The 17485-nt window shown below is 74.4% G+C and carries 18 protein-coding genes; 5 read left to right on the plus strand and 13 right to left on the minus strand.

What is annotated here, in order from left to right:
* Window positions 1–168: 168 nt before the first annotated feature.
* The 5 genes from IG69_RS0104285 to IG69_RS0104305 form a co-directional block, all read right to left on the minus strand.
* Window positions 169–2166, minus strand: a complete 1998-nt coding sequence (locus IG69_RS0104285; RefSeq protein ID WP_030526941.1) for a sunset domain-containing protein — start codon at window positions 2164–2166, stop codon at window positions 169–171.
* 192 nt (window positions 2167–2358) lie between these two features.
* A complete protein-coding gene (locus tag IG69_RS0104290) occupies window positions 2359–3987 on the minus strand; it encodes an AMP-binding protein (RefSeq protein ID WP_030526942.1) in 1629 nt (542 codons plus the stop codon).
* 246 nt (window positions 3988–4233) lie between these two features.
* Window positions 4234–4452, minus strand: coding sequence for a hypothetical protein (locus tag IG69_RS0104295; protein ID WP_030526943.1), 219 nt, complete (start codon window positions 4450–4452; stop codon window positions 4234–4236).
* Between the two features lie 20 nt (window positions 4453–4472).
* Complete coding sequence (locus IG69_RS0104300; protein ID WP_036829048.1) at window positions 4473–5918, minus strand: pyridoxal phosphate-dependent decarboxylase family protein; 1446 nt, start codon at window positions 5916–5918, stop codon at window positions 4473–4475.
* The gene (locus tag IG69_RS0104305) at window positions 5915–7249 is read right to left on the minus strand and encodes an MFS transporter (protein ID WP_051750219.1); all 1335 of its coding nucleotides are present in this window, start codon (window positions 7247–7249) and stop codon (window positions 5915–5917) included. Before IG69_RS0104305 ends, IG69_RS0104300 begins: the two co-directional genes overlap by 4 nt.
* A 96-nt stretch (window positions 7250–7345) precedes the next feature.
* On the opposite strand from IG69_RS0104305, the gene IG69_RS0104310 reads away from it, so the two are divergent.
* Window positions 7346–7963, plus strand: a complete 618-nt coding sequence (locus IG69_RS0104310; protein WP_030526946.1) for a hypothetical protein — start codon at window positions 7346–7348, stop codon at window positions 7961–7963.
* 180 nt (window positions 7964–8143) lie between these two features.
* Here IG69_RS0104310 and IG69_RS0104315 read toward each other — a convergent pair whose 3' ends face one another.
* Both IG69_RS0104315 and IG69_RS0104320 read right to left on the minus strand, forming a co-directional pair.
* Window positions 8144–9415, minus strand: a complete 1272-nt coding sequence (locus tag IG69_RS0104315) for a PQQ-dependent sugar dehydrogenase (RefSeq protein ID WP_084696576.1) — start codon at window positions 9413–9415, stop codon at window positions 8144–8146.
* 71 nt (window positions 9416–9486) lie between these two features.
* On the minus strand, window positions 9487–9822 hold the full coding sequence (locus IG69_RS0104320) for an MGMT family protein (protein WP_036829050.1): 336 nt from the start codon (window positions 9820–9822) through the stop codon (window positions 9487–9489).
* 100 nt (window positions 9823–9922) lie between these two features.
* Here IG69_RS0104320 and IG69_RS0104325 point away from each other — a divergent pair, with 100 nt between their 5' ends.
* From IG69_RS0104325 to IG69_RS0104335, 3 genes are read left to right on the plus strand one after another with little or no spacing between them, the layout of a single operon-like run.
* A complete protein-coding gene (locus IG69_RS0104325; protein WP_030526949.1) occupies window positions 9923–11140 on the plus strand; it encodes a pyridoxal phosphate-dependent aminotransferase in 1218 nt (405 codons plus the stop codon).
* Between the two features lie 4 nt (window positions 11141–11144).
* Window positions 11145–11555: a fluoride efflux transporter FluC gene (locus IG69_RS0104330; protein WP_030526950.1), complete on the plus strand. Its 411-nt coding sequence runs from the start codon at window positions 11145–11147 to the stop codon at window positions 11553–11555.
* Window positions 11552–11911, plus strand: coding sequence for a fluoride efflux transporter FluC (locus IG69_RS0104335; protein ID WP_030526951.1), 360 nt, complete (start codon window positions 11552–11554; stop codon window positions 11909–11911). The genes IG69_RS0104330 and IG69_RS0104335 overlap by 4 nt, the downstream gene beginning before the upstream one ends.
* A 182-nt stretch (window positions 11912–12093) precedes the next feature.
* Here IG69_RS0104335 and IG69_RS0104340 read toward each other — a convergent pair whose 3' ends face one another.
* Window positions 12094–13860 (minus strand): S8 family serine peptidase, encoded by a 1767-nt coding sequence (locus IG69_RS0104340; protein ID WP_245616077.1) that lies wholly within the window; start codon window positions 13858–13860, stop codon window positions 12094–12096.
* Window positions 13861–13981: 121 nt separating this feature from the next.
* Window positions 13982–14638: a hypothetical protein gene (locus IG69_RS0104345; protein ID WP_030526953.1), complete on the minus strand. Its 657-nt coding sequence runs from the start codon at window positions 14636–14638 to the stop codon at window positions 13982–13984.
* A gap of 40 nt (window positions 14639–14678) precedes the next feature.
* Here IG69_RS0104345 and IG69_RS19940 point away from each other — a divergent pair, with 40 nt between their 5' ends.
* A complete protein-coding gene (locus IG69_RS19940) occupies window positions 14679–14864 on the plus strand; it encodes a hypothetical protein (RefSeq protein WP_036829056.1) in 186 nt (61 codons plus the stop codon).
* Between the two features lie 3 nt (window positions 14865–14867).
* On the opposite strand, the gene IG69_RS0104355 is transcribed toward IG69_RS19940, so the two are convergent.
* From IG69_RS0104355 to IG69_RS0104370, 4 genes are all read right to left on the minus strand, one after another.
* Window positions 14868–15284 carry a VOC family protein gene (locus IG69_RS0104355; RefSeq protein WP_030526954.1) on the minus strand — a complete coding sequence of 139 codons (417 nt, stop codon included), beginning with the start codon at window positions 15282–15284 and terminating at the stop codon, window positions 14868–14870.
* Window positions 15285–15298: 14 nt separating this feature from the next.
* Complete coding sequence (locus IG69_RS0104360) at window positions 15299–15775, minus strand: SRPBCC family protein (protein ID WP_030526955.1); 477 nt, start codon at window positions 15773–15775, stop codon at window positions 15299–15301.
* A gap of 5 nt (window positions 15776–15780) precedes the next feature.
* The gene (locus IG69_RS0104365; protein WP_030526956.1) at window positions 15781–16119 is read right to left on the minus strand and encodes an ArsR/SmtB family transcription factor; all 339 of its coding nucleotides are present in this window, start codon (window positions 16117–16119) and stop codon (window positions 15781–15783) included.
* A gap of 187 nt (window positions 16120–16306) precedes the next feature.
* On the minus strand, window positions 16307–17314 hold the full coding sequence (locus IG69_RS0104370) for a LacI family DNA-binding transcriptional regulator (protein ID WP_030526957.1): 1008 nt from the start codon (window positions 17312–17314) through the stop codon (window positions 16307–16309).
* Between the last annotated feature and the right edge of the window lie 171 nt (window positions 17315–17485).

A 17485-nucleotide genomic window follows, 5' to 3' on the forward strand; every position in this document is an offset into this window, starting at 1 on the left:
GTTGCCGGGGCGGGCTCCGTCCGAACCTAGCGGGTCGGGCCCGGGGATTCGCGACGTGTGGCGCGTGGCACACGGCCGGCCGTCGGCGATCTCGTGGCCGGTCGGCGCCGGTGGACGCACGACGCGCCGGCCCCCGAGGGGACCGGCGCGTCGACGGAGGGGGTGGGCTCAGCCCTCGGAGCGGTGGAAGCCGCTGCGCTCGGCGGCGTCCGCGTCGTAGAACCAGACGTCGGCGACGGCGTCGGCGTAGCCGTCGTCCTCCGGGAGGCGGTAGGTCATCGTGTCGCGGTAGGCCTGCACCGGGTGGTCGAGCGGCTGGGCGCCGTCCTCGAGGGCCGCTGCGGACCCCATGCCGTAGCCACCGTCGCGGATCTCGTGGAACTCGGAGACCCGGCGGGCCGCGGGGGCGGCCGGGGCGTCCGTGGCCGTCTCGTCGGAGGGGGCCGACTCGTCGGTCGTCGGCTCGTCCGTCGTCGGCTCGTCGGTGCTCGCCGCCTCCTCGACCGGGGCCTCGGCCACCGGGTCGGGGTCGGCCGGGACCTCACCGACGACGTCCGTCTCCGGCGCGTCGGCGACCGGCTCGTCGTCCGTCGCGGACGCGTCCGCAGCCTGCTCGACGTCGTCCTGCTGGGCGCCGGTCGCGTCCGCGACCGGCTGCTCACCGGTGACGGGCTCGTCGGCCGCGGGCTCGTCGGACGCGGCCTCGTCGGACACGGGCTCCTCGACGGGCTCGGCGGACGCGGGGTCGACCGGGTCCATCCCGACGGCGGCCGCCTCGCGGTCCATCTCGGCCCGTTCCTGGGCCAGCCGGTCGCCGCGCTCGCGGTTCTCGTCGAGGAGCTCGGCCTCGTCGGCGGACCAGTCGCGCTGGGTCGAGGGGTCGTGCTCGTCGCCGGGCACCGGCTCCTCGGGCTCGGCGAAGGCGCCGTCGGCGGGGTCCTCGACGGCCTGCGAGGCCTCGGGCCCCTCGTGGTCGGAAACCTCGGAGCGCGGCGCGGGCTCCTCGACCGGGTCCTCGGTGCGCTCGGCCGGCGCGGGCGGCTCGGCGTCCCCGACCTGCTCGGCGTCCTCGACCTGCTCGGCGTCATCCACCTGCTCGGCGTCCGTCGGCCGCGCCTCGACGCTCTCGTCGGACTCGGCGCTCTGGTCATCGGCGGGGACGTCCACGGCGTCGGCCGCGGGCGTGGTGGGCTCCGCGGCGGCCGGGGCCGCCTCGGGGTCGCGGGGGCCGCCCCACTCGCCGGACGGGGTCCGGGCGTCGTCGGCGGCAGACGTCTCGTCCTGGTCGCTGCTCACGGCGTCGTCACTACCCGCGCCCGGGGCCGTCCACACGTCGGCGTCCGCGGGGGTGTCGTCGCGGTAGTCGGCGGCCGTGGCGATGCGGGCGCTCGCGTCGTCGGCGGCAGCGTCCTCGGTGGCGGCCTCGGCGCCGGACGTCGAGGACACGGGCTCGGGCTGCTCCTGCTCCGGCTCGACCGTCATGGCGTCGACGACGACCGGCTCGGCGGCCACGGTCTCCTCGTCGGCGGCCGGCAGCGCCTGCGTGGTGGTCGGGTCGACCGGGGCCTCCTCCTCGGACGAGGTCCCGGCGGAGCGCGGCCCCTCGGCGGCGAGCTCGGCGCCCATGACGGCGGCGCCGGCCGCGCCGGGCACGGGCGCGGCGGGGCTGCCGGCCCACGCGGAGCGCTCGGCCTCCTCGCGCAGGCGGCGGGCCTCGGCGCGGGTCGTCGGGGCGCGGTCGGCCTCCACGGCGGTGTCGGCGGCGTCGGCGCCCTGCGCGGGGGCGGTGTCGGCACCCTGCGCGGGGGCGGGCTCGACGGCCTCGCGCGGCGTCTCGACGTCGGGGTCGACGACATCGGCGCGGGTCAGCAGCGACTCGTAGTCGGTGCGGGTGGCCTCCGCATCGGCCCGGCGGGTCTCCGCCTCGGCGGCGAGGCGCTCGGCCTCGGCCCGGGCCAGCTCGGCCCGCTCCTCGGACTGGGCGGCGAACGCCTCCTGCCCGGCGACCGCGGGGGCGAGGCCCTCGGCCTGCGCCCGGAGCTCGGCGGCCTCGGCGCGCGCGGCGTCCTTGCGCCGGTTCGTGGCCCGGCGCGCGAGGAGCCAGGCGGCCAGCAGGCCGACGACCACGACGGCGGCGACGACGAGGAGGATCGTGGTGGAGGGCATGTCGGGACTTTCTGTCGAGAGCACGCCGGGTGACGGCGTCGGACCAACCTACCGCCGGGCGCGGGCCCGGCAGCACCTGCCGGGCGTCGCCCGGGCATCCCCTGCGAGAGGAGAACCTAGGGGGTCGGCGCCGGACGCGGCAAGACGGTCCACCCTGCCGTCCTCGACGCGTCGCCGCAGGTCAGGCTGCCCTCAGAGACCGAGCTCCTCGGCCGTCCGCTCGCGCATCTCGACCTTGCGCACCTTGCCGGTCACGGTCATCGGGAACTCCTCGACGACCTTGACGTACCGCGGGACCTTGTAGTGCGCGAGGCGTCCGGCGCAGAACTCCCGCACCGCCTCGACGGTCAGCGGCTCGGCGCCGTCGCGCATCCGGACCCAGGCGCACAGCTCCTCGCCGTACTTCTCGTCGGGGACGCCGATGACCTGGGCGTCGAGGACGTCCGGGTGCGTGTAGAGGAACTCCTCGATCTCGCGCGGGTACACGTTCTCGCCGCCGCGGATGACCATGTCCTTGATGCGACCGGTGATCTGCACGTAGCCCTCGTCGTCCATGACGGCGATGTCGCCGGTGTGCATCCAGCCGTCGACGAGCACCTCGGCCGTCTTCTCCGGCTCCTCCCAGTACCCGAGCATCACCGAGTAGCCCTTGGTGCAGAACTCGCCCGGCGTCCCGCGGGGCACCGTCTCGCCGGTGACCGGGTCGACGACCTTGATCTCCAGGTGGGGGTGCACCGACCCGACGGTGTTGACCTTCTGCTCGAAGGTGTCGTCGACGCGGTTCTGCGTCGACACGGGCGAGGTCTCGGTCATGCCGTAGCAGATGGTCATCTCCTCGATGCCCGACTCGATGAGCTTGGTCATCATCGACGCCGGGCACGGCGAGCCCGCCATGATGCCGGTGCGGACCGACGACAGGTCGTAGGAGTCGAACTGCGGCAGAGCCCATTCCGCGATGAACATCGTGGGGACGCCGTAGAGGGACGTGCAGCGCTCCTCGGACACCGCGGCCAGGGTGAGCGCCGGGTCGAACCCGGGTGCGGGGATGACCATGCAGGCGCCGTGGGTCAGCGCCGCGAGGTTGCCCATGACCATCCCGAAGCAGTGGTAGAACGGCACGGGGATGCAGATGCGGTCGGCCTCGGTGTAGCGGCAGAGCTCGCCGACGAGGTAGCCGTTGTTGAGGATGTTGTGGTGCGAGAGGGTCGCGCCCTTGGGGAACCCGGTCGTCCCCGACGTGTACTGGATGTTGATCGGCTCGTACGGGTCGAGGTCGCGCTGCGCCATCGTCAGGCGCTCGGGGCTGACATCGTCGGCGCCGGCCAGCAGCGCGTCCCAGCTGTCGCGGCCGATGACGACGACCTGCTCGAGCGCCGGGCACTCGGGCCGGGCGGTCTCGACCATCGCGACGTAGTCGGAGGTCTTGAAGGACGCCGCCGTCACGAGCACCCGGATGCCCGCCTGCCGCAGGACGTAGGTCAGCTCGTGGGTGCGGTAGGCCGGGTTGATGTTGACGAGGACGAGCCCGACCTTGGCCGTCGCGAGCTGCACGAGGGTCCACTCGGCGCAGTTCGGGGCCCAGATGCCGACGCGGTCACCCTTCTCGAGACCGCTCGCGAGCAACCCGCGGGCGAGCCGGTCGACGGCCTCGCCGAGCTCGCTCCACGTCATCCGCACGTCCTGGGCCCGGTCGACGAGCGCCTCCCGGTCGCCGAACCGCTCGACGGTGGCGTCGAGCGCGTCCCCGATGGTCTGCTCGAGCAGGGGCGGGTCGAGCAGGCCGACCGTGTGCGAGAGGGCGGGGTCGGGCGTGAGCGTCATCGGGGTCCCTTCGGCGGCGGTGCCAACGGGGTCCAGCCAACACGTCCGCGGCCCGCCGGGCAACCGAGCCCCGCCTCATCGCTCCCGGGGCGAGGAGGACCCCGCACGTGCGGGCTTTCCGTGGTCACCGACCCGACCCGACAGCGACAACCCCGCACGTGCGGGCTTTCCGTGGGCGCCGGCCCGACCCGACAGCGACAACCCCGCACGTGCGGGCTTTCCGTGGCCGCCGGAACGCCCCGGCGGTCAGCCGCGGCCGAGCACGCGACGGATCCAGCTACGCGCACCGCGCACCGCGACGACGTCGCCGAAGCCGCCGCCGCTCCACGATCCGAGCACGAGCGCGTCGTGGTCGTGCTGGCACGAGGTGCAGACGGTGCGACCCAGCTGGGTCGTGTGCTTCGGGCCGCGCACCATGCGGCCGCACTGCTCGCAGCGCCAGCTGCTCGAGAGGGACGAGGTCATCGGGGTCCTCCGGTCGTGGGTCAGGGACGGGTGGGGCGCGAGAGCCGGTCGAGGACGCCGAGGAGCAGGGCCTCGCGCAGCGCCGGCGGGCTCGCGTCGAGGAGCGCGTTGACCGGCGCCATCCGGGCGGGCAGGGTGACGCCGCCGTCGTCACCGGCCAGCCCGGCCGCCACGAGCAGGCCCGCGAACCCCGCGTCGTCGAGCGTCGCGGGGTCGAGGTGCTCGAGCATCCCCGCCAGGGAGGGGTCGAGGCGCACCGGCCCGGCAGCGCGCGCCGCGGCCACCGACGCCCGGAGCGCGTCGACGACCTCCGGCACGGCCGCCGCGGTGGCGGCCGAGAACGTCAGGTGGAGGGTCGGCGGCAGGTCGCGGAAGGTCATCTGCGGCTGGACGAACCAGCCGCGCGCGAGCATCTCGTCGGCCACGGTGAAGACGTCGCAGGTGTCGTCGGTCGCGAGCGCGAGCAGCGTCGACCCAGGTGGGGCGACGACGCGCAGGCCGTCGAGGTCCCCGACCGCCCGGGCCACCTCGAGCGTCGCCCGGTGCGTCTCGCGCGCCAGCCGCGCGTAGCCCTCGTCCCCGACGAAGCGCGTGACGGCCCACGCGGCGGCGACCGGGCCGCCCGAGCGCGTCGACTGGGTCGTCGTGTTGAGCATCGTGTAGCCGGGCCAGTCCGCCGACGCGAACAGGTGCCCGCGCCGCAACCCGGCGTCGCGGTGCAGCAGGACCGACACCCCCTTGGGGGTGTACGCGTACTTGTGCAGGTCGACGCTGATGCTCGTCACGCCGTCGACGGCGAGGTCCCACGGCGGCACGTCGTCGAGGTGGGGCAGGACCCAGCCGCCGATGCACGCATCGACGTGGCAGCGGGCGCCGAGGTCGAGCGCCAGCTCGGCGAGGGCCGCGACGGGGTCGACCACGCCGTGCGCGTACGACGGGGCGGAGGCGACGACGAGCACCGTCGACCCGTCCGCGGCCTCGGCCATCGCGGCGGGGTCGGCCCGGAGGGTGACGGGATCGACGTCGACGACGACCGCGCGCACCCCGAGGTACTCCGCCGCCTTCCGGAAGGCGGCGTGGGCCGACGCGGGCAGGAGCATGCTCGGCGACGCCACGTGGGGCGCGGCCTCGCGCGCGGCGAGGACGGCGAGCAGGATCGACTCCGTCCCGCCGGAGGTCACGACGCCGACGGCCCCGGGCGGCGCGTGCAGCAGCGCGGCGGCGCCGCCGACGAGGTCGTTCTCCATCCGCTGGATCGACGGGAACGCGGTGGGGTCCAGCCCGTTCGCCGACGAGAACATCGCCAGCGCCTCGCGGCCGAGGGCGTCGGCCTCGGCGAGACCGGAGTCGTAGACGTAGGCGAGGGTCCGGCCGCCGTGCGTCGGCAGGTCGGCCGCACGCAGGGCGCGCAGCTCGTCGAGGACCTCGGCGGCGCGTGGTCCGGTGGGGGCGGCGGAGGTGGTCATCCGGTCTCCTTCGGGTCGAGCCGGTAGCGGCGCAGCACGACGACCGAGACCGCGACGAGCACCGCCGGGACGACGGTGAAGCCGAGGGCGATGGCGGTGCGGGCCGAGTCCGGTTGCGCGGCAGCGGCGTCGGTCGACGAGACGTAGCCGCCGACGGTGAGCACGAGCGCGTAGAGGAACGGGCCGACGGCGAGGCCCAGCGTCTCCCCGGCGGTCCAGACGCCGGTGTACGTCCCGGCGCGGTCCTCGCCGGTGCGGGCGGTGTCGGCCGCCGCGACGTCGGGGAGCATCGCGAGCGGGAACATCTGGCAGGCGGCGTAGCCCACCCCGACGACGCCGACGGTGACGGCCGTCGCGGCGGTCCCCAGCGGCAGGGCGAACAGCGTGGCGAGCGCACCGACGCCCAGCAGCGCCGACCCCCAGACGTAGCCGGTGCGCTTCCCGCGGCGCTCGCCGACCCGCTGCCACAGCGGGGTGACGAGGAGCGCCGGCCCCACGAAGCAGACGAAGAGCACGGCCGACGCCCCGGGCCGGCCGAGCTGCACCCGGGCCACGTAGTCGACGCCGGCGAGCATCGCGCCGGTCGCGAGCGCCTGGAGCACGAACACCGCCAGCAGGGTGCGGAACTCGCGCGACGCCGACACGACGCGCAGCTGGTCGCGCAGGCTCCCGCCGGCGGTCGCGGCGCGGCGCACCGGCGCGTCCCGCGTCCCCCACCAGGCGCCGAGGGTGCCGACGAGGATCAGCGCGCCGACGAAGAGCCCGACCGCGCGGTACCCCTGCTCGGGGCCGACGGCGTCGCGGACGACTGGCGCCAGCCCGCCGCTGACGAGGATGGCGAGCGCGAGCACCGCGACGCGCCACGTCATGAGGCGCGTGCGCTCGTCGTAGTCGTCGGTCAGCTCGGCCGGCATCGCGACGTACGGCACCTGGAAGAAGGCGTAGGCGCTCGCGCAGGCGAGGAAGGCCACGACGACCCACGTCGCCGCGAGGGCGGTCGGGCTCGTCGGACCGGCGAAGAGGAGCACGAACGCGACCGCCAGCGTCAGGCCTGCCCGCAGGAGGAACGGCCGGCGCCGCCCCGCAGGGTGCGTCGAGCGGTCGCTGACCCGCCCGGCCACGGGGTTGAGCACGACGTCCCAGGCCTTGGGCAGGAGCACGACGAGGCCGGCGAGGCCCGCACCGACCCCGAGCCGGTCGGTCAGGTACGGCAGGAGCAGCAGCCCGGGCACCGTCCCGAACGACCCGGTCGCGACCGAGCCGAGGCCGTAGCCGCGGCGGACGGACGCGGGCAGGCGGGCGGACTCGGTCGCCACCCCGCGCTCGCCCATGGCCGGACCCTAGTGGGCCGCATCGCCCGGCGGGAGGGGCCCGACGCAGGACGGGTCGCCCGCGGCGCCACCGCTGCGGGAGGCGATGATGGGGCGGTGGGCACGAGGCGCAGGTTCGGCGGACGCATCACGGGCGTGGGCTCCACCTCCGGGGTGCGGGTCGTCGTCGGGTGGTGGCTCGAGTCGCCCTTCGGCGCCTTCGCCGACGTCATGGTCGAGACCGCCGCAGGGCACCGGGTGCTGCTGGCCCCGACGCAGCAGGTCGTCGACCTCGTCGCGACGACCTACACCTTCGACGAGGTCCGGCTCGAGCCGGTGGCGGTCGGCCTCACCGGCGACCGGCCGGTGCGCCTCGACGTCGCGTCACCGTCGCTGACGCTGACCGCCGACCTCGGGGGCCGGACCCCGCTCGGCGCCCTCCTCGGCCTCGTGCCAGCCGTGCTCGCGACGAGCCCCGCCTTCGCGACGCTGGCCGACCCCGTCGCCCGCGCCGTCCTGCGGGGGGTGCGGACCCGGGGCGTCGCCCGCGCCGGACGTCGTGAGTACTACGGCGCGACCGACGTCCACGCCGTGACGGCGATGTCGGGTCGCTTCGACGGCGCCGACCTCGGCGCACTGGCCCCCGTCGACCCACCGTGCCGGTTCGGGTTCTCCTCCACCCCGCGCCGGCCGTCGGTCACCGAGGTCACGACGACCATCGTCGACGTCACCTGACGGTCGTCGGTGGCCCCCCGCCTCGTGCGCGCCCCCCGCGTCACTCGCGTATCGGGTCACCCGATACGACCGCGCCTCACCCGAGAACGCTTGTCGGGTGAGGCGCAGCGATATCGGGTCACCCGATACGCGTGAGGCGGGCGGGGTCAGGGGCGGGCGGGGTCAGGGGCGGGGTGGGGGTCAGGTGCGCGGGGTGATGCGCAGCAGCTTGTCGTCGTCGCCGTTCGTCGTCGTCACGTAGAGCGCGCCGTCCGGGCCGAGGCGTGCCGCCCGCAGGCGGCCGTAGGGGCCGTTCGTCGCCTCCGGGATGGCCACGTCGGTCACGGAGCCGTCGCCATCGAGGCTGAGGACGAGCAGCTTGGCGCCCTTGAGCGCGGTGACGACGAGGGCGCCGTCCCAGGCCCCCCACTGCTCGCCCTCGAGGAACTCGGCCGCACAGACCGCCTGCGTCGTGCGACCGCTCTGCCACACCGCCGGCACGGCGTCGGGGTAGCGCTCCGTGTCGGTCATCGGCACGCTCTCGTCGTAGCCGCCGACGGTGCCGCCCTGGGCCGGGTCCCAGCCGTAGTTCTTCCCCGGCTCGACGAGGTTGACCTCGTCGTTGTTCGACGGGCCGTGCTCGGCGGTGAAGATGCGACCGGTCCCCGGCTGCAGCGCCACGCCCTGGATGTTGCGGTGCCCCCAGCTCGTGACGTACCGCTGCATCGGGTCCTCCGCGAACGGGAACGGGTTGTCCTCCATCGGTTTTCCGGTCTCCAGGTCGAGCCGGATCGTCTTGCCGCCGAGGCTCGTGAGGTCCTGCGGGATGCTGCCGACGGCCGTGTCGCCCGTGCCGACGACGAGCGCACCGTCGGCGTCGAGCTCGGGACGACAGCCCGAGTGGCGGCCGGTCGAGATCGGCAGCCCGTCGAGCAGCGTCTTCTCCCGCTCGGCAGAGCGTCCGTCGGCCGCCAGCCGCCACGTGACGAGGCGGATGTCCGTCGGCGCGCCACCCTCCTGGTGGGTCTGGCAGGTCGTGAACCGGCGGGTCTGCGCGAAGTCGGCGTGCACGACCATCCCGAGCAGGCCCCCCTCGCTGTTGACGTAGACGTCGTCGAGGTCGGCGCGCACCCGCGTGACCGACGCGCCCTCGCGCAGGCCCGACACGAGCGAGATCCGCCCAGGGCGCTCGGTGACCAGCGCCGTGCCGTCCGGGAGGAAGCCGATGTCCCAGCCGTGCTCGAGCCCGCCGGCGACCTCCTCGACGTCGAGCTCGGGCTCCTGCGCGCTGCGCGGCGCCGGGCTCGAGGAGGCCGGCGCGCTCGCGCTGCCGGACGCCGACGTGCTCGGGCGGGCGGGCACCTCGCCGAAGCCGTCGTCGTCGCCCGACGAGCAGCCGCCGACGGCGACGAGGCCGAGACAGGCGGCGAGGGCCCCGGTGCGGCGGACGGCGGTCGAGCGACGGGGTCCCATGCCCCAGTCTCACATCCCGCCGGCGACCGTGCCCCGGCCCGGACCGGCGTTCGACAGGTCGCGGCCGTCGGTCAGGGGAGGTCGGTGACGGCCCGCTCGTAGGAGGCGGCGAGCGCATCGAGGTCGGCGCGGTACCGACGGATGTCGCAGCCGAGCCCGTTGCGCTTGAGGAGGATGCCCTCCTGCGCCCAGGTCTCGCGGGCGCGCTCGAGCAGGGGCGCCGGCAGGTCGCCGTAGCTGTTCGTGACCCGCCACCACGTGACGTTGCCGCCGTACGCCTTCATGATCGAGCCGACCTGGCGCGGGCCGATACCGACGAGCGCCGCGAGGTCGCCGTACGACACGACGCACCCGCGCGGCACCTGCTCCACCGCGCGCAGCACCCGCTCCACGAGCACGTCGTCCACGCGCAGGAGTCTGCCCGAGGCGTGCCTCGCCGTGCGGTGTGGGCGACATCCCGCGAAACACCCCTGCGTGGGACGGGTGGGGCCTGCGAGACTGTCGCGCATGCGGCGCATCGTCCAGAGCCAGAAGCTCCAGTACGTGCGCTACGACGTGCGCGGCCCGATCCTCGTCGAGGCCCAGCGCCTCGAGGCCGAGGGACACAAGATCCTCAAGCTGAACATCGGCAACACCGCGCCGTTCGGCTTCGAGGCGCCCGAGGCCATCGTCGCCGACATGGTGCACAACCTCCCGGAGAGCCAGGGCTACGCCGACTCCAGGGGCATCTACTCGGCGCGCACCGCGGTCGCGCAGTACTACCAGTCGCGCGGCCTGCGCGACACCGGCGTCGAGGACGTCTACATCGGCAACGGTGTCTCCGAGCTGATCACCATGGTCCTCCAGGCGTTCGTCGACGACGGCAACGAGGTCCTCGTGCCGGCGCCCGACTACCCGCTGTGGACCGGCGCGGTCTCGCTGTCCGGCGGCACCCCGGTGCACTACCGCTGCGACGAGTCCAACGGCTGGAACCCCGACCTCGAGGACATCGAGGCCAAGATCACCCCGAACACGCACGCGATCGTCGTCATCAACCCGAACAACCCGACGGGGGCCGTGTACTCGGAGGAGACGGTGCGCGCGCTCGTCGACATCGCGAGGCGCCACGACCTCGTCGTCATGGCCGACGAGATCTACGAGAAGATCCTCTTCGACGACGCGGTGCACCACCACGCCGCGACGTTCGCCGGCGAGGACGTCCTCTGCCTCACCTTCAGCGGCCTGTCGAAGGCCTACCGGGTCTGCGGCTACCGCGCCGGCTGGGTGATGGTCTCGGGCCCCAAGCACCTCGCGTCGGACTTCCTCGAGGGCCTCACCCTGCTCGCGAACATGCGGATGTGCGCCAACGTCCCTGCGCAGCACGCCATCCAGACCGCACTCGGCGGGTACCAGTCGGTCAACGAGCTGATTGGGCCGGGCGGTCGCTTCCGGGAGCAGTCGAAGCTCGCGTGGCGGCTGCTCAACGAGATCCCCGGAGTGTCGTGCGTCGAGCCGCAGGGCGCGCTCTACTGCTTCCCGCGGCTGGACCCCGAGGTCTACCCGATCGAGTCCGACGAGGCGTTCGTCATCGACCTGCTGCGGGCCAAGAAGATCCTCGTGACGCACGGCACCGGCTTCAACTGGTTCGCGCCGGACCACTTCCGGCTCGTGACGCTGCCTGACGAGGAGACGCTGACCGAGGCGATCGGCCGCATCGCCGAGCACCTCGCGACGATGCGCGCCTGACGGGATGGCCTCCGCCGCAGCCCTTCCCGACGGCGCGACCCTCGGTGTCGTCGCCGTCGGCGGCGTGCTGGGGTCGCTCGGCCGCTGGGCGGTCGGGCTCGCCATCCCCCACGAGGTCGGCGCCTTCCCCTGGTCCACCTTCGTCGTCAACGTCACCGGGGCCTTCGCGATGGGCCTGCTCGTCGCCTTCCTCGTCGACCGCCCGGGGGTGCACCGGCTGGCCCGGCCGTTCGTGGGGGTCGGCGTGCTCGGCGGGTGGACGACGTTCTCGGCGCTGGCCGTCGACGCGGTGCAGCTCGGCGCCACGCACCACGTCCAGCTGGCACTGCTGTACGTCGGCGCGACCTTCCTCGTCGGAACGCTCGCCGTCGCCGCGGGGATGCTCGGCGGCCGGCGCGTCTGGCCGGGCCCGTGACCGCCACGCACGCGCTCCTCGTCGCGCTCGGCGCCGCCGTCGGGGCGCCGCTGCGGCTCGTCGTCGCCCACTACGCACGCGAGCGGCTCCGGGCGGCACCGCCGGCCGGGACGCTGGTCGTCAACGTCGTCGGGTCGCTCGTCCTCGGGGTGCTCGTCGGCGACGCGGTGGGCGGCTCGGCCCTCGCCCTCGTCGGCACCGGCTTCTGCGGGGCCCTGACGACCTTCTCGACGCTGGCGCTCGAGCTGTGGGAGGCCCTCGACGACGACCGCCCCGTCGCGGCCGCCGCGAACCTCGGGCTCTCGCTCGTCCTCGGCCTCGGCGCCGCGGCCCTCGGCTACGCCCTCGCCGCCTGACCCGCCCCACCCGCCCCACCCGCCCCGACATTTCCGGGTGACCCCGAAATGTCCACGAGACCCCGGCTCCGAAGCGGGGTCTCGCGGACGAACCCCTGTGTCGCGTCGTCGCCGACGCGCAGGAACGCGCCGCCCGTCCCGCGAGAGCGGGGCGGGCGGCGCGTCCGGTCAGGAAGCTTCGGTCAGTGACCGTGACCGTGGTGGTGCTTGGCCACCACGCCGGAGGCGCTGACGATGCCGGCGCCGTAGAACCCGTTGAACCCCTTCCCGCCGACACAGGTGGCGGTGTAGAGGTCCGAGCGACCCACGTCGGTGTACGACTGGACGCCACCCGCCGGGCAGGCGTGGTCGCGGGCCGTGCCCATGACGATCGAGCGCACGGTGTCGGGCGCGAGACCGAAGCCACCGTGGCGCTGCGACTTGCCATGGGCCGAGACCGCGAGCGCGGCGACGCCGGCGGCGTGCGGCGAGGCCATCGAGGTGCCCTGGAGGTAGTGGTAGTACCCGCAGACCTCGCGGCTCTTGTCGCGGCCGTGGCCCTTGACGACGCGGCAGTCCTTCATCGTGCCGAGCGACTCCCCGAGCGGCGTGATGTCGCCGTTCTCGTCGACCTGGCCCTCCGCCTGCATGACGTTGAGCGGCGCGGTCGAGAGGATGAGGTTGCCGTTCGTGCGGTAGGTGTCGGAGCCGAGGCCGTCACGGAACCAGCCGCCCGGCGCCGAGACCTCGATCTCGCCCGAGCGCAGGTCGGTGGCCCAGTTCGAGTAGTCGGCCTTGCGCTCCGACGGGCCGACCGACGAGACGCCGAGGACGTGCGGGCCCTCGACGGGCAGGTCGAGGCAGGTCGCTTTGTCGATCGTCCGCGGGTGCTCGGTGCCGCCGGGGTAGTCGGGGCTCGAGGTGTCGGTACGGGGGTTGGAGATGTCCTCGTTGTTGTTGCCGAGCGCCGCGACGAGCGTGACGCCCTTGCGGTGCGCGTAGTTGAGCGCCCGCGTCATCGACCGGATGATGAGGTCCTGCTCGGCCGCCTCCTCCGGGCTGTCCTCCGGCGCTCCGCCGGCGCAGTTGTACGCCCACGGGTCGACGTAGAACGACATGTTGACGACGTCGAGGCCCGCGTCACCGGCGTAGGTCAGCGCCTTGACGGTGGGGGTGAGGAAGAAGTACCCGCTGTCCTGGCCGGCGCGCACGTTGACGAGGTCGACGTTCGGGGCGACGCCCGAGACGCCGAGACCGTTCATCGCCGCGGCGATGGTGCCCGCGACGTGGGTGCCGTGGCCGTCGTCGTCGTGGTCGGCCGGGTCGACGCAGCCGGTGTACTCGCACGGCCCGTCGATGTCGGGCATGTCGGTCGTGAAGTTGCGCGAGAGACGGCGGTCGAAGTTCGCGGCGAGGTCCGGGTGCGAGCCGTCGACGCCGGTGTCCATCACGCCGACCCGGACGCGCTTGTCGCCCATCTCGGTGCGGTGCGCCTGCGGAGCGCCGATCATGTCCATGCCCCACAGGAGGGAGTCGAGGGGGTCGGCCTTGGCGCCCTTCGGCGGCTTCGGTGGCTTGTGGTCGTCCTTGCTGTGGCGTGCGGCGGCGCTCCGGACGGCGGTGTCCTGCTGCTCGCGGGTCACCCGGTCCTTGACCTTGCCGGCGTCCGGGGTGCGCCCGATGACGCCGTCCTTCGCGGCGGCCGCGACCCCGGGCATCGACCGGGCGGAGGCGGCGAAGCCACCCCGGGTCGAGGTGACCGAGACCAGGCCGATGTCGGTGTTGACCGCGGTCACCGTGGCGCCGGCCTTCTCGAGGCGCTGCGCCAGGGCCCGCGCGTCCGTTCCCTCGTCGGCGAGCACGGCGTACGCCGTCCGGGCCGTCGAGGCCGTGGCTGCGGTCGGCTGCGCGGATGCCGTCGCCGTCACCGCCCCCAGGGTCGCCGTGGCCAGGGCCACGACTCCCGTCATCGCAACCATGCGAGATCGTCGCATCGTGTGTCTCCTCCGTCGGGATGGACGCGGCGTTGCGTCCGGGCGCCACCGTAGGGGAGCGGCCGCGGGCTGGGAACCCCCGAGATCGGGGGATCTCTCAGCGGTCGGCGGCGGCCACCTCGACCTCGAGCCCGTAGGACCAGCCGTCGGCCAGCGGCAGGCTGTCGCCGCTCCAGAAGCGGCCGGGGTCGTACCAGTTCGTCGGGACGTCCGGGCGCAGCACGCCCATGTCCTCGAGCGTCGCCGCGACGACCTCGGCGCAGTAGGCGTCCTCGGGGCGCAGTCCCTTGACGTCGCGCGCCCGCCGGGTCAGGTGCGCGTCGCGCCCGCGCAGCCACCGCCACCCGAGCCGGACGGTCGACGGGAACGAGACGCCGTCGAGCCGGGCGACCGTGCGCAGCGCGGCGTCCTCCTCGGCCCGGCCGGCGCGGGGCTCGAGCTGGCGCAGCCACGCCCGCTGCCCGTAGCGCACCTGCCACGTGGTGACGGCCTCGGCGAGGTCGTGCAGCTGGACGCCGCGATGGTGGTCGCCGGTCCAGTGGTCGCGCATCGAGCGGCCGAGCTCGGCGTGCCAGAGCAGCGGCGGCAGGTCGTCGAGGACGAGGGCCATCCCGACGTGGTTGACCGGCGCGTTGCTCGCGGTCTGGATGACGCGGTCGGCCACGGTGCCCCCGCGGAAGATCCACAGGTCCCCGGTGCGGGCCGCCGCGACGGCCTCGTCGAAGGGGACGGGCCGGGTGCCGGTGTGCGCCATGGCGCCCAGTCTGCCGGGCCGCGCTCGCTAGGGTGGCGACGTGGACCGCAACCGCCTGTGGAAGCTGCTCGGGGTGGCCGGCGCGGCCGGTGTCGTGGCGACCGGCGTGCTCGTCGCCCGCGACGAGCGCAGCCGCCGCGCGTACGAGCCGGACGAGGTGCGCGACCGCCTGCGGGCGCGCCTCGACGAGGCCGCGGCCGACGAGCGCCCCGACGCCGACCGCTGACCTTCAGGCGTCGTCGGCCCGCGGGAGGAGCGGCTGCCCGGCGCGCGCCCGGATCTCCTGCACCGTCCACGAGTTGCCGTCGGGGTCACGGAAGCCGAAGAGCGTGCCCCCGTCCCGCTCGTCGAGAACGACCACCTCGTCGCACGCGACCCCACGGCCGACGAGCTCGGCGTGCGCCGCCCGGGCGTCCGCGACGACGAGCTGGACGCCGTGCAGGCTGCCGGGCGGCATCGCCCGCAGGTTCGGCATCGTGCCCATGACGACCGAGCAGCCGGAGCCGCGCGGGGTCAGCTGGGCGATCCGGCCGAAGCCGGCGTCGGTGTCGTGGTCGAGCTGGAACCCGACCCGGTCCCGGTAGAAGGCGACCGACGCGTCGAGGTCCGAGACCGGGACGACGACGACCTCGAGGGTCCAGTCCACGCTGCGCTCCTCCCTCAGCCCCGGGCCAGGAGGGCGTCGAGCTTGACGTAGCCCTCGGTCATCCCACCCTCCATGCCGGAGGCGACCATCGCGTCACGCCCCTCGACGCTCGAGCCGATGCTGCGACCGTGCAGCCGCGAGCGCCCGTCACCGAGGTCCTCGAAGCGGAGCAGCTCGAGCGCGACCTCGTCGGGCATCCCCTCGAACTCGAAGGTCTGGACGATGAGCTCGTCGGTGCGCACCGTGTGGAAGCTGCCGCGGAAGCCGAACTCGCCGCCGTCGGGCGAGCGGTGGACGTAGCGGTAGCCGCCACCGTCCGTGAAGTCCCAGCGCGGCACGTCCATCGCGTACCCCTGCGGCCCGAGCCACTGCCGGACCTGCTCGGGGTCGGCGTGCGCGGCGTAGAGCGCGGCGACGGGGGCGTCGAACTCGCGGGTGAAGTCGATCCAGGGCACACCGGCCGGGATGTCGAGGTCGAGGCTGTTGGCCATGCTGCTCACTCCTTCGTGAGGTCCTGCCACTGCTCCCCGAGCAGGGCGTCGAGGCGGCGGTAGCCGCGCTCGTGAGCGAGCCGGTAGCCGTCGAGCCACGCCGTGAGGCGCTCGAGGGCGGCCGGTTCGAGGTGGACCGGGCGGCGCTGGGCGTCCCGGCCCTTGGTGACCAGGCCCGCGTGCTCGAGGACCTGGATGTGCTTCGAGACCGCCTGCACGCTGATCCCGAAGGGCTCGGCGAGCTCGCCGACGGTGGCCGGCCCGCGGCTGAGCCGCGCGATGATCGCGCGGCGCACGGGGTCGGCGAGAGCCGCGAAGCCCCGGTCCACCAGTTCGTCGTCCACGAGACATACTCAACCAGATCGTTGATCAACCGTCAAGTTGATCTCTGCGCACTTCTCCGCGAACGTGTGTTGGCTCGCCGGGGCTCCTCGGCGAGTCAACACGCGTTCGCGCGGAAGGAGGGTCGGCGGGGAGGGGGCGGCGGGGAGGCGGTGGCAGGTGAGGGGCGGCGGATGAGGGGGCGGCGGGTCAGCGGCGGCGGCCGGAGCCGCGGACGACGAGGCGTGTCGGCAGGACGATGGTGCGCGGCGGCGACTCGTCCCCGAGCAGGCGGGCGAAGAGCACCTGCGCGGCCTTCTCGCCCATCGCCGTGGGGTCCTGGTGGACGGCGGTGACCGGTGGGTCGACGAGCTCGGCCAGCTCGAAGTCGTCGTACGCGACGAGCGACAGGTCGAGCCCGAGGTGGCGCAGCGCGACGAGCGTCAGCACCGTCACGCGGTTGTTGCCGGTGACGACGGCAGTGACCGGCTCGGGGTCGGCCGCCCACTCCCCCAGCGCTGTGCGCACCGACTCGCCCGAGTGCGGCCCCATCGCGACCGGCGGGGTGCGGGGCAGCCCGAGGGAGACGTGGGTCGCGAGGAAGGACTCGCGGCGCTGGCGCGCCGTCCAGAACTCGGGGTCGTCGCCGAGGAAGCCGATGCGCCGGTGCCCGTGCGCGACGAGGTGCTCGACCGCGCTGCGCATCCCGCCGACGTTGTCGCTGAGGACGGTGTCGCAGGTCGCGCCGCGGACCGGCCGGTCGAGGTGGACGATCGGCGCCCCGGCCCCCTCGACCTCGGGGTCGGCCACCGGTGTCTCGCCGGCGGGGACGACGACGATGCCGTCGACCCGACGGGCCAGCAGCGCCCGGATGACGGCCCGCTCGCGGTTCGGGGAGTTCTCGGCCGACGCGGTGATGAGGTGGTACTGGTGCATCCGGGCCTCGCGCTCGACCCCGGCCGCGATCTGCGAGTAGAAGGGGTTGGCGAGCTCCTCGACGGCCAGCCCGATCGTGAACGTCCGTCCCTCCCGGATGGTCGCGAGCCCACCCGCACGGCGGAAACCGGTGCGCCGGATGACCTCTCTCACCCGCTCTGCGGTGTCCGGGCGCACGCCGGCCTGGTGGTTGACGACCCGCGACACGGTCTTGACCGACACGTGCGCCTCCGCGGCCACCTCGGCCATCGTGGGGCGCCCCGGTGTCCGGTTGGCCGACATCGCTGTCACCACGTCATGACACCACACGGCGCCGCGACCAGCGAGGCGGGCGCGACGTCCACCCCGCCCGACACCCCGTTGTCCGGTCGGATGTCCTGACCGGACAAGCCCGCGTCCCGGCTTGCCGGCCGCCGCGCCCCCACCGAGGCTCGCCGCACCGGTGGGCAGCGA

The sequence above is a fragment of the Phycicoccus jejuensis genome, assembly GCF_000720925.1.
Classification (GTDB): Bacteria; Actinomycetota; Actinomycetes; order Actinomycetales; family Dermatophilaceae; genus Phycicoccus; species Phycicoccus jejuensis.

Bases quoted from the DNA above. Each gene is read 5' to 3' on its own strand.
- IG69_RS0104285 (WP_030526941.1), bottom strand. From the start codon at position 2,166: ATGCCCTCCACCACGATCCTCCTCGTCGTCGCCGCCGTCGTGGTCGTC.
- IG69_RS0104290 (WP_030526942.1), bottom strand. From the start codon at position 3,987: ATGACGCTCACGCCCGACCCCGCCCTCTCGCACACGGTCGGCCTGCTC.
- IG69_RS0104295 (WP_030526943.1), bottom strand. From the start codon at position 4,452: ATGACCTCGTCCCTCTCGAGCAGCTGGCGCTGCGAGCAGTGCGGCCGC.
- IG69_RS0104300 (WP_036829048.1), bottom strand. From the start codon at position 5,918: ATGACCACCTCCGCCGCCCCCACCGGACCACGCGCCGCCGAGGTCCTC.
- IG69_RS0104305 (WP_051750219.1), bottom strand. From the start codon at position 7,249: ATGGGCGAGCGCGGGGTGGCGACCGAGTCCGCCCGCCTGCCCGCGTCC.
- IG69_RS0104315 (WP_084696576.1), bottom strand. From the start codon at position 9,415: ATGGGACCCCGTCGCTCGACCGCCGTCCGCCGCACCGGGGCCCTCGCC.
- IG69_RS0104325 (WP_030526949.1), top strand. From the start codon at position 9,923: ATGCGGCGCATCGTCCAGAGCCAGAAGCTCCAGTACGTGCGCTACGAC.
- IG69_RS0104330 (WP_030526950.1), top strand. From the start codon at position 11,145: ATGGCCTCCGCCGCAGCCCTTCCCGACGGCGCGACCCTCGGTGTCGTC.
- IG69_RS0104340 (WP_245616077.1), bottom strand. From the start codon at position 13,860: ATGACGGGAGTCGTGGCCCTGGCCACGGCGACCCTGGGGGCGGTGACG.
- IG69_RS0104345 (WP_030526953.1), bottom strand. From the start codon at position 14,638: ATGGCGCACACCGGCACCCGGCCCGTCCCCTTCGACGAGGCCGTCGCG.
- IG69_RS0104360 (WP_030526955.1), bottom strand. From the start codon at position 15,775: ATGGCCAACAGCCTCGACCTCGACATCCCGGCCGGTGTGCCCTGGATC.
- IG69_RS0104370 (WP_030526957.1), bottom strand. From the start codon at position 17,314: ATGTCGGCCAACCGGACACCGGGGCGCCCCACGATGGCCGAGGTGGCC.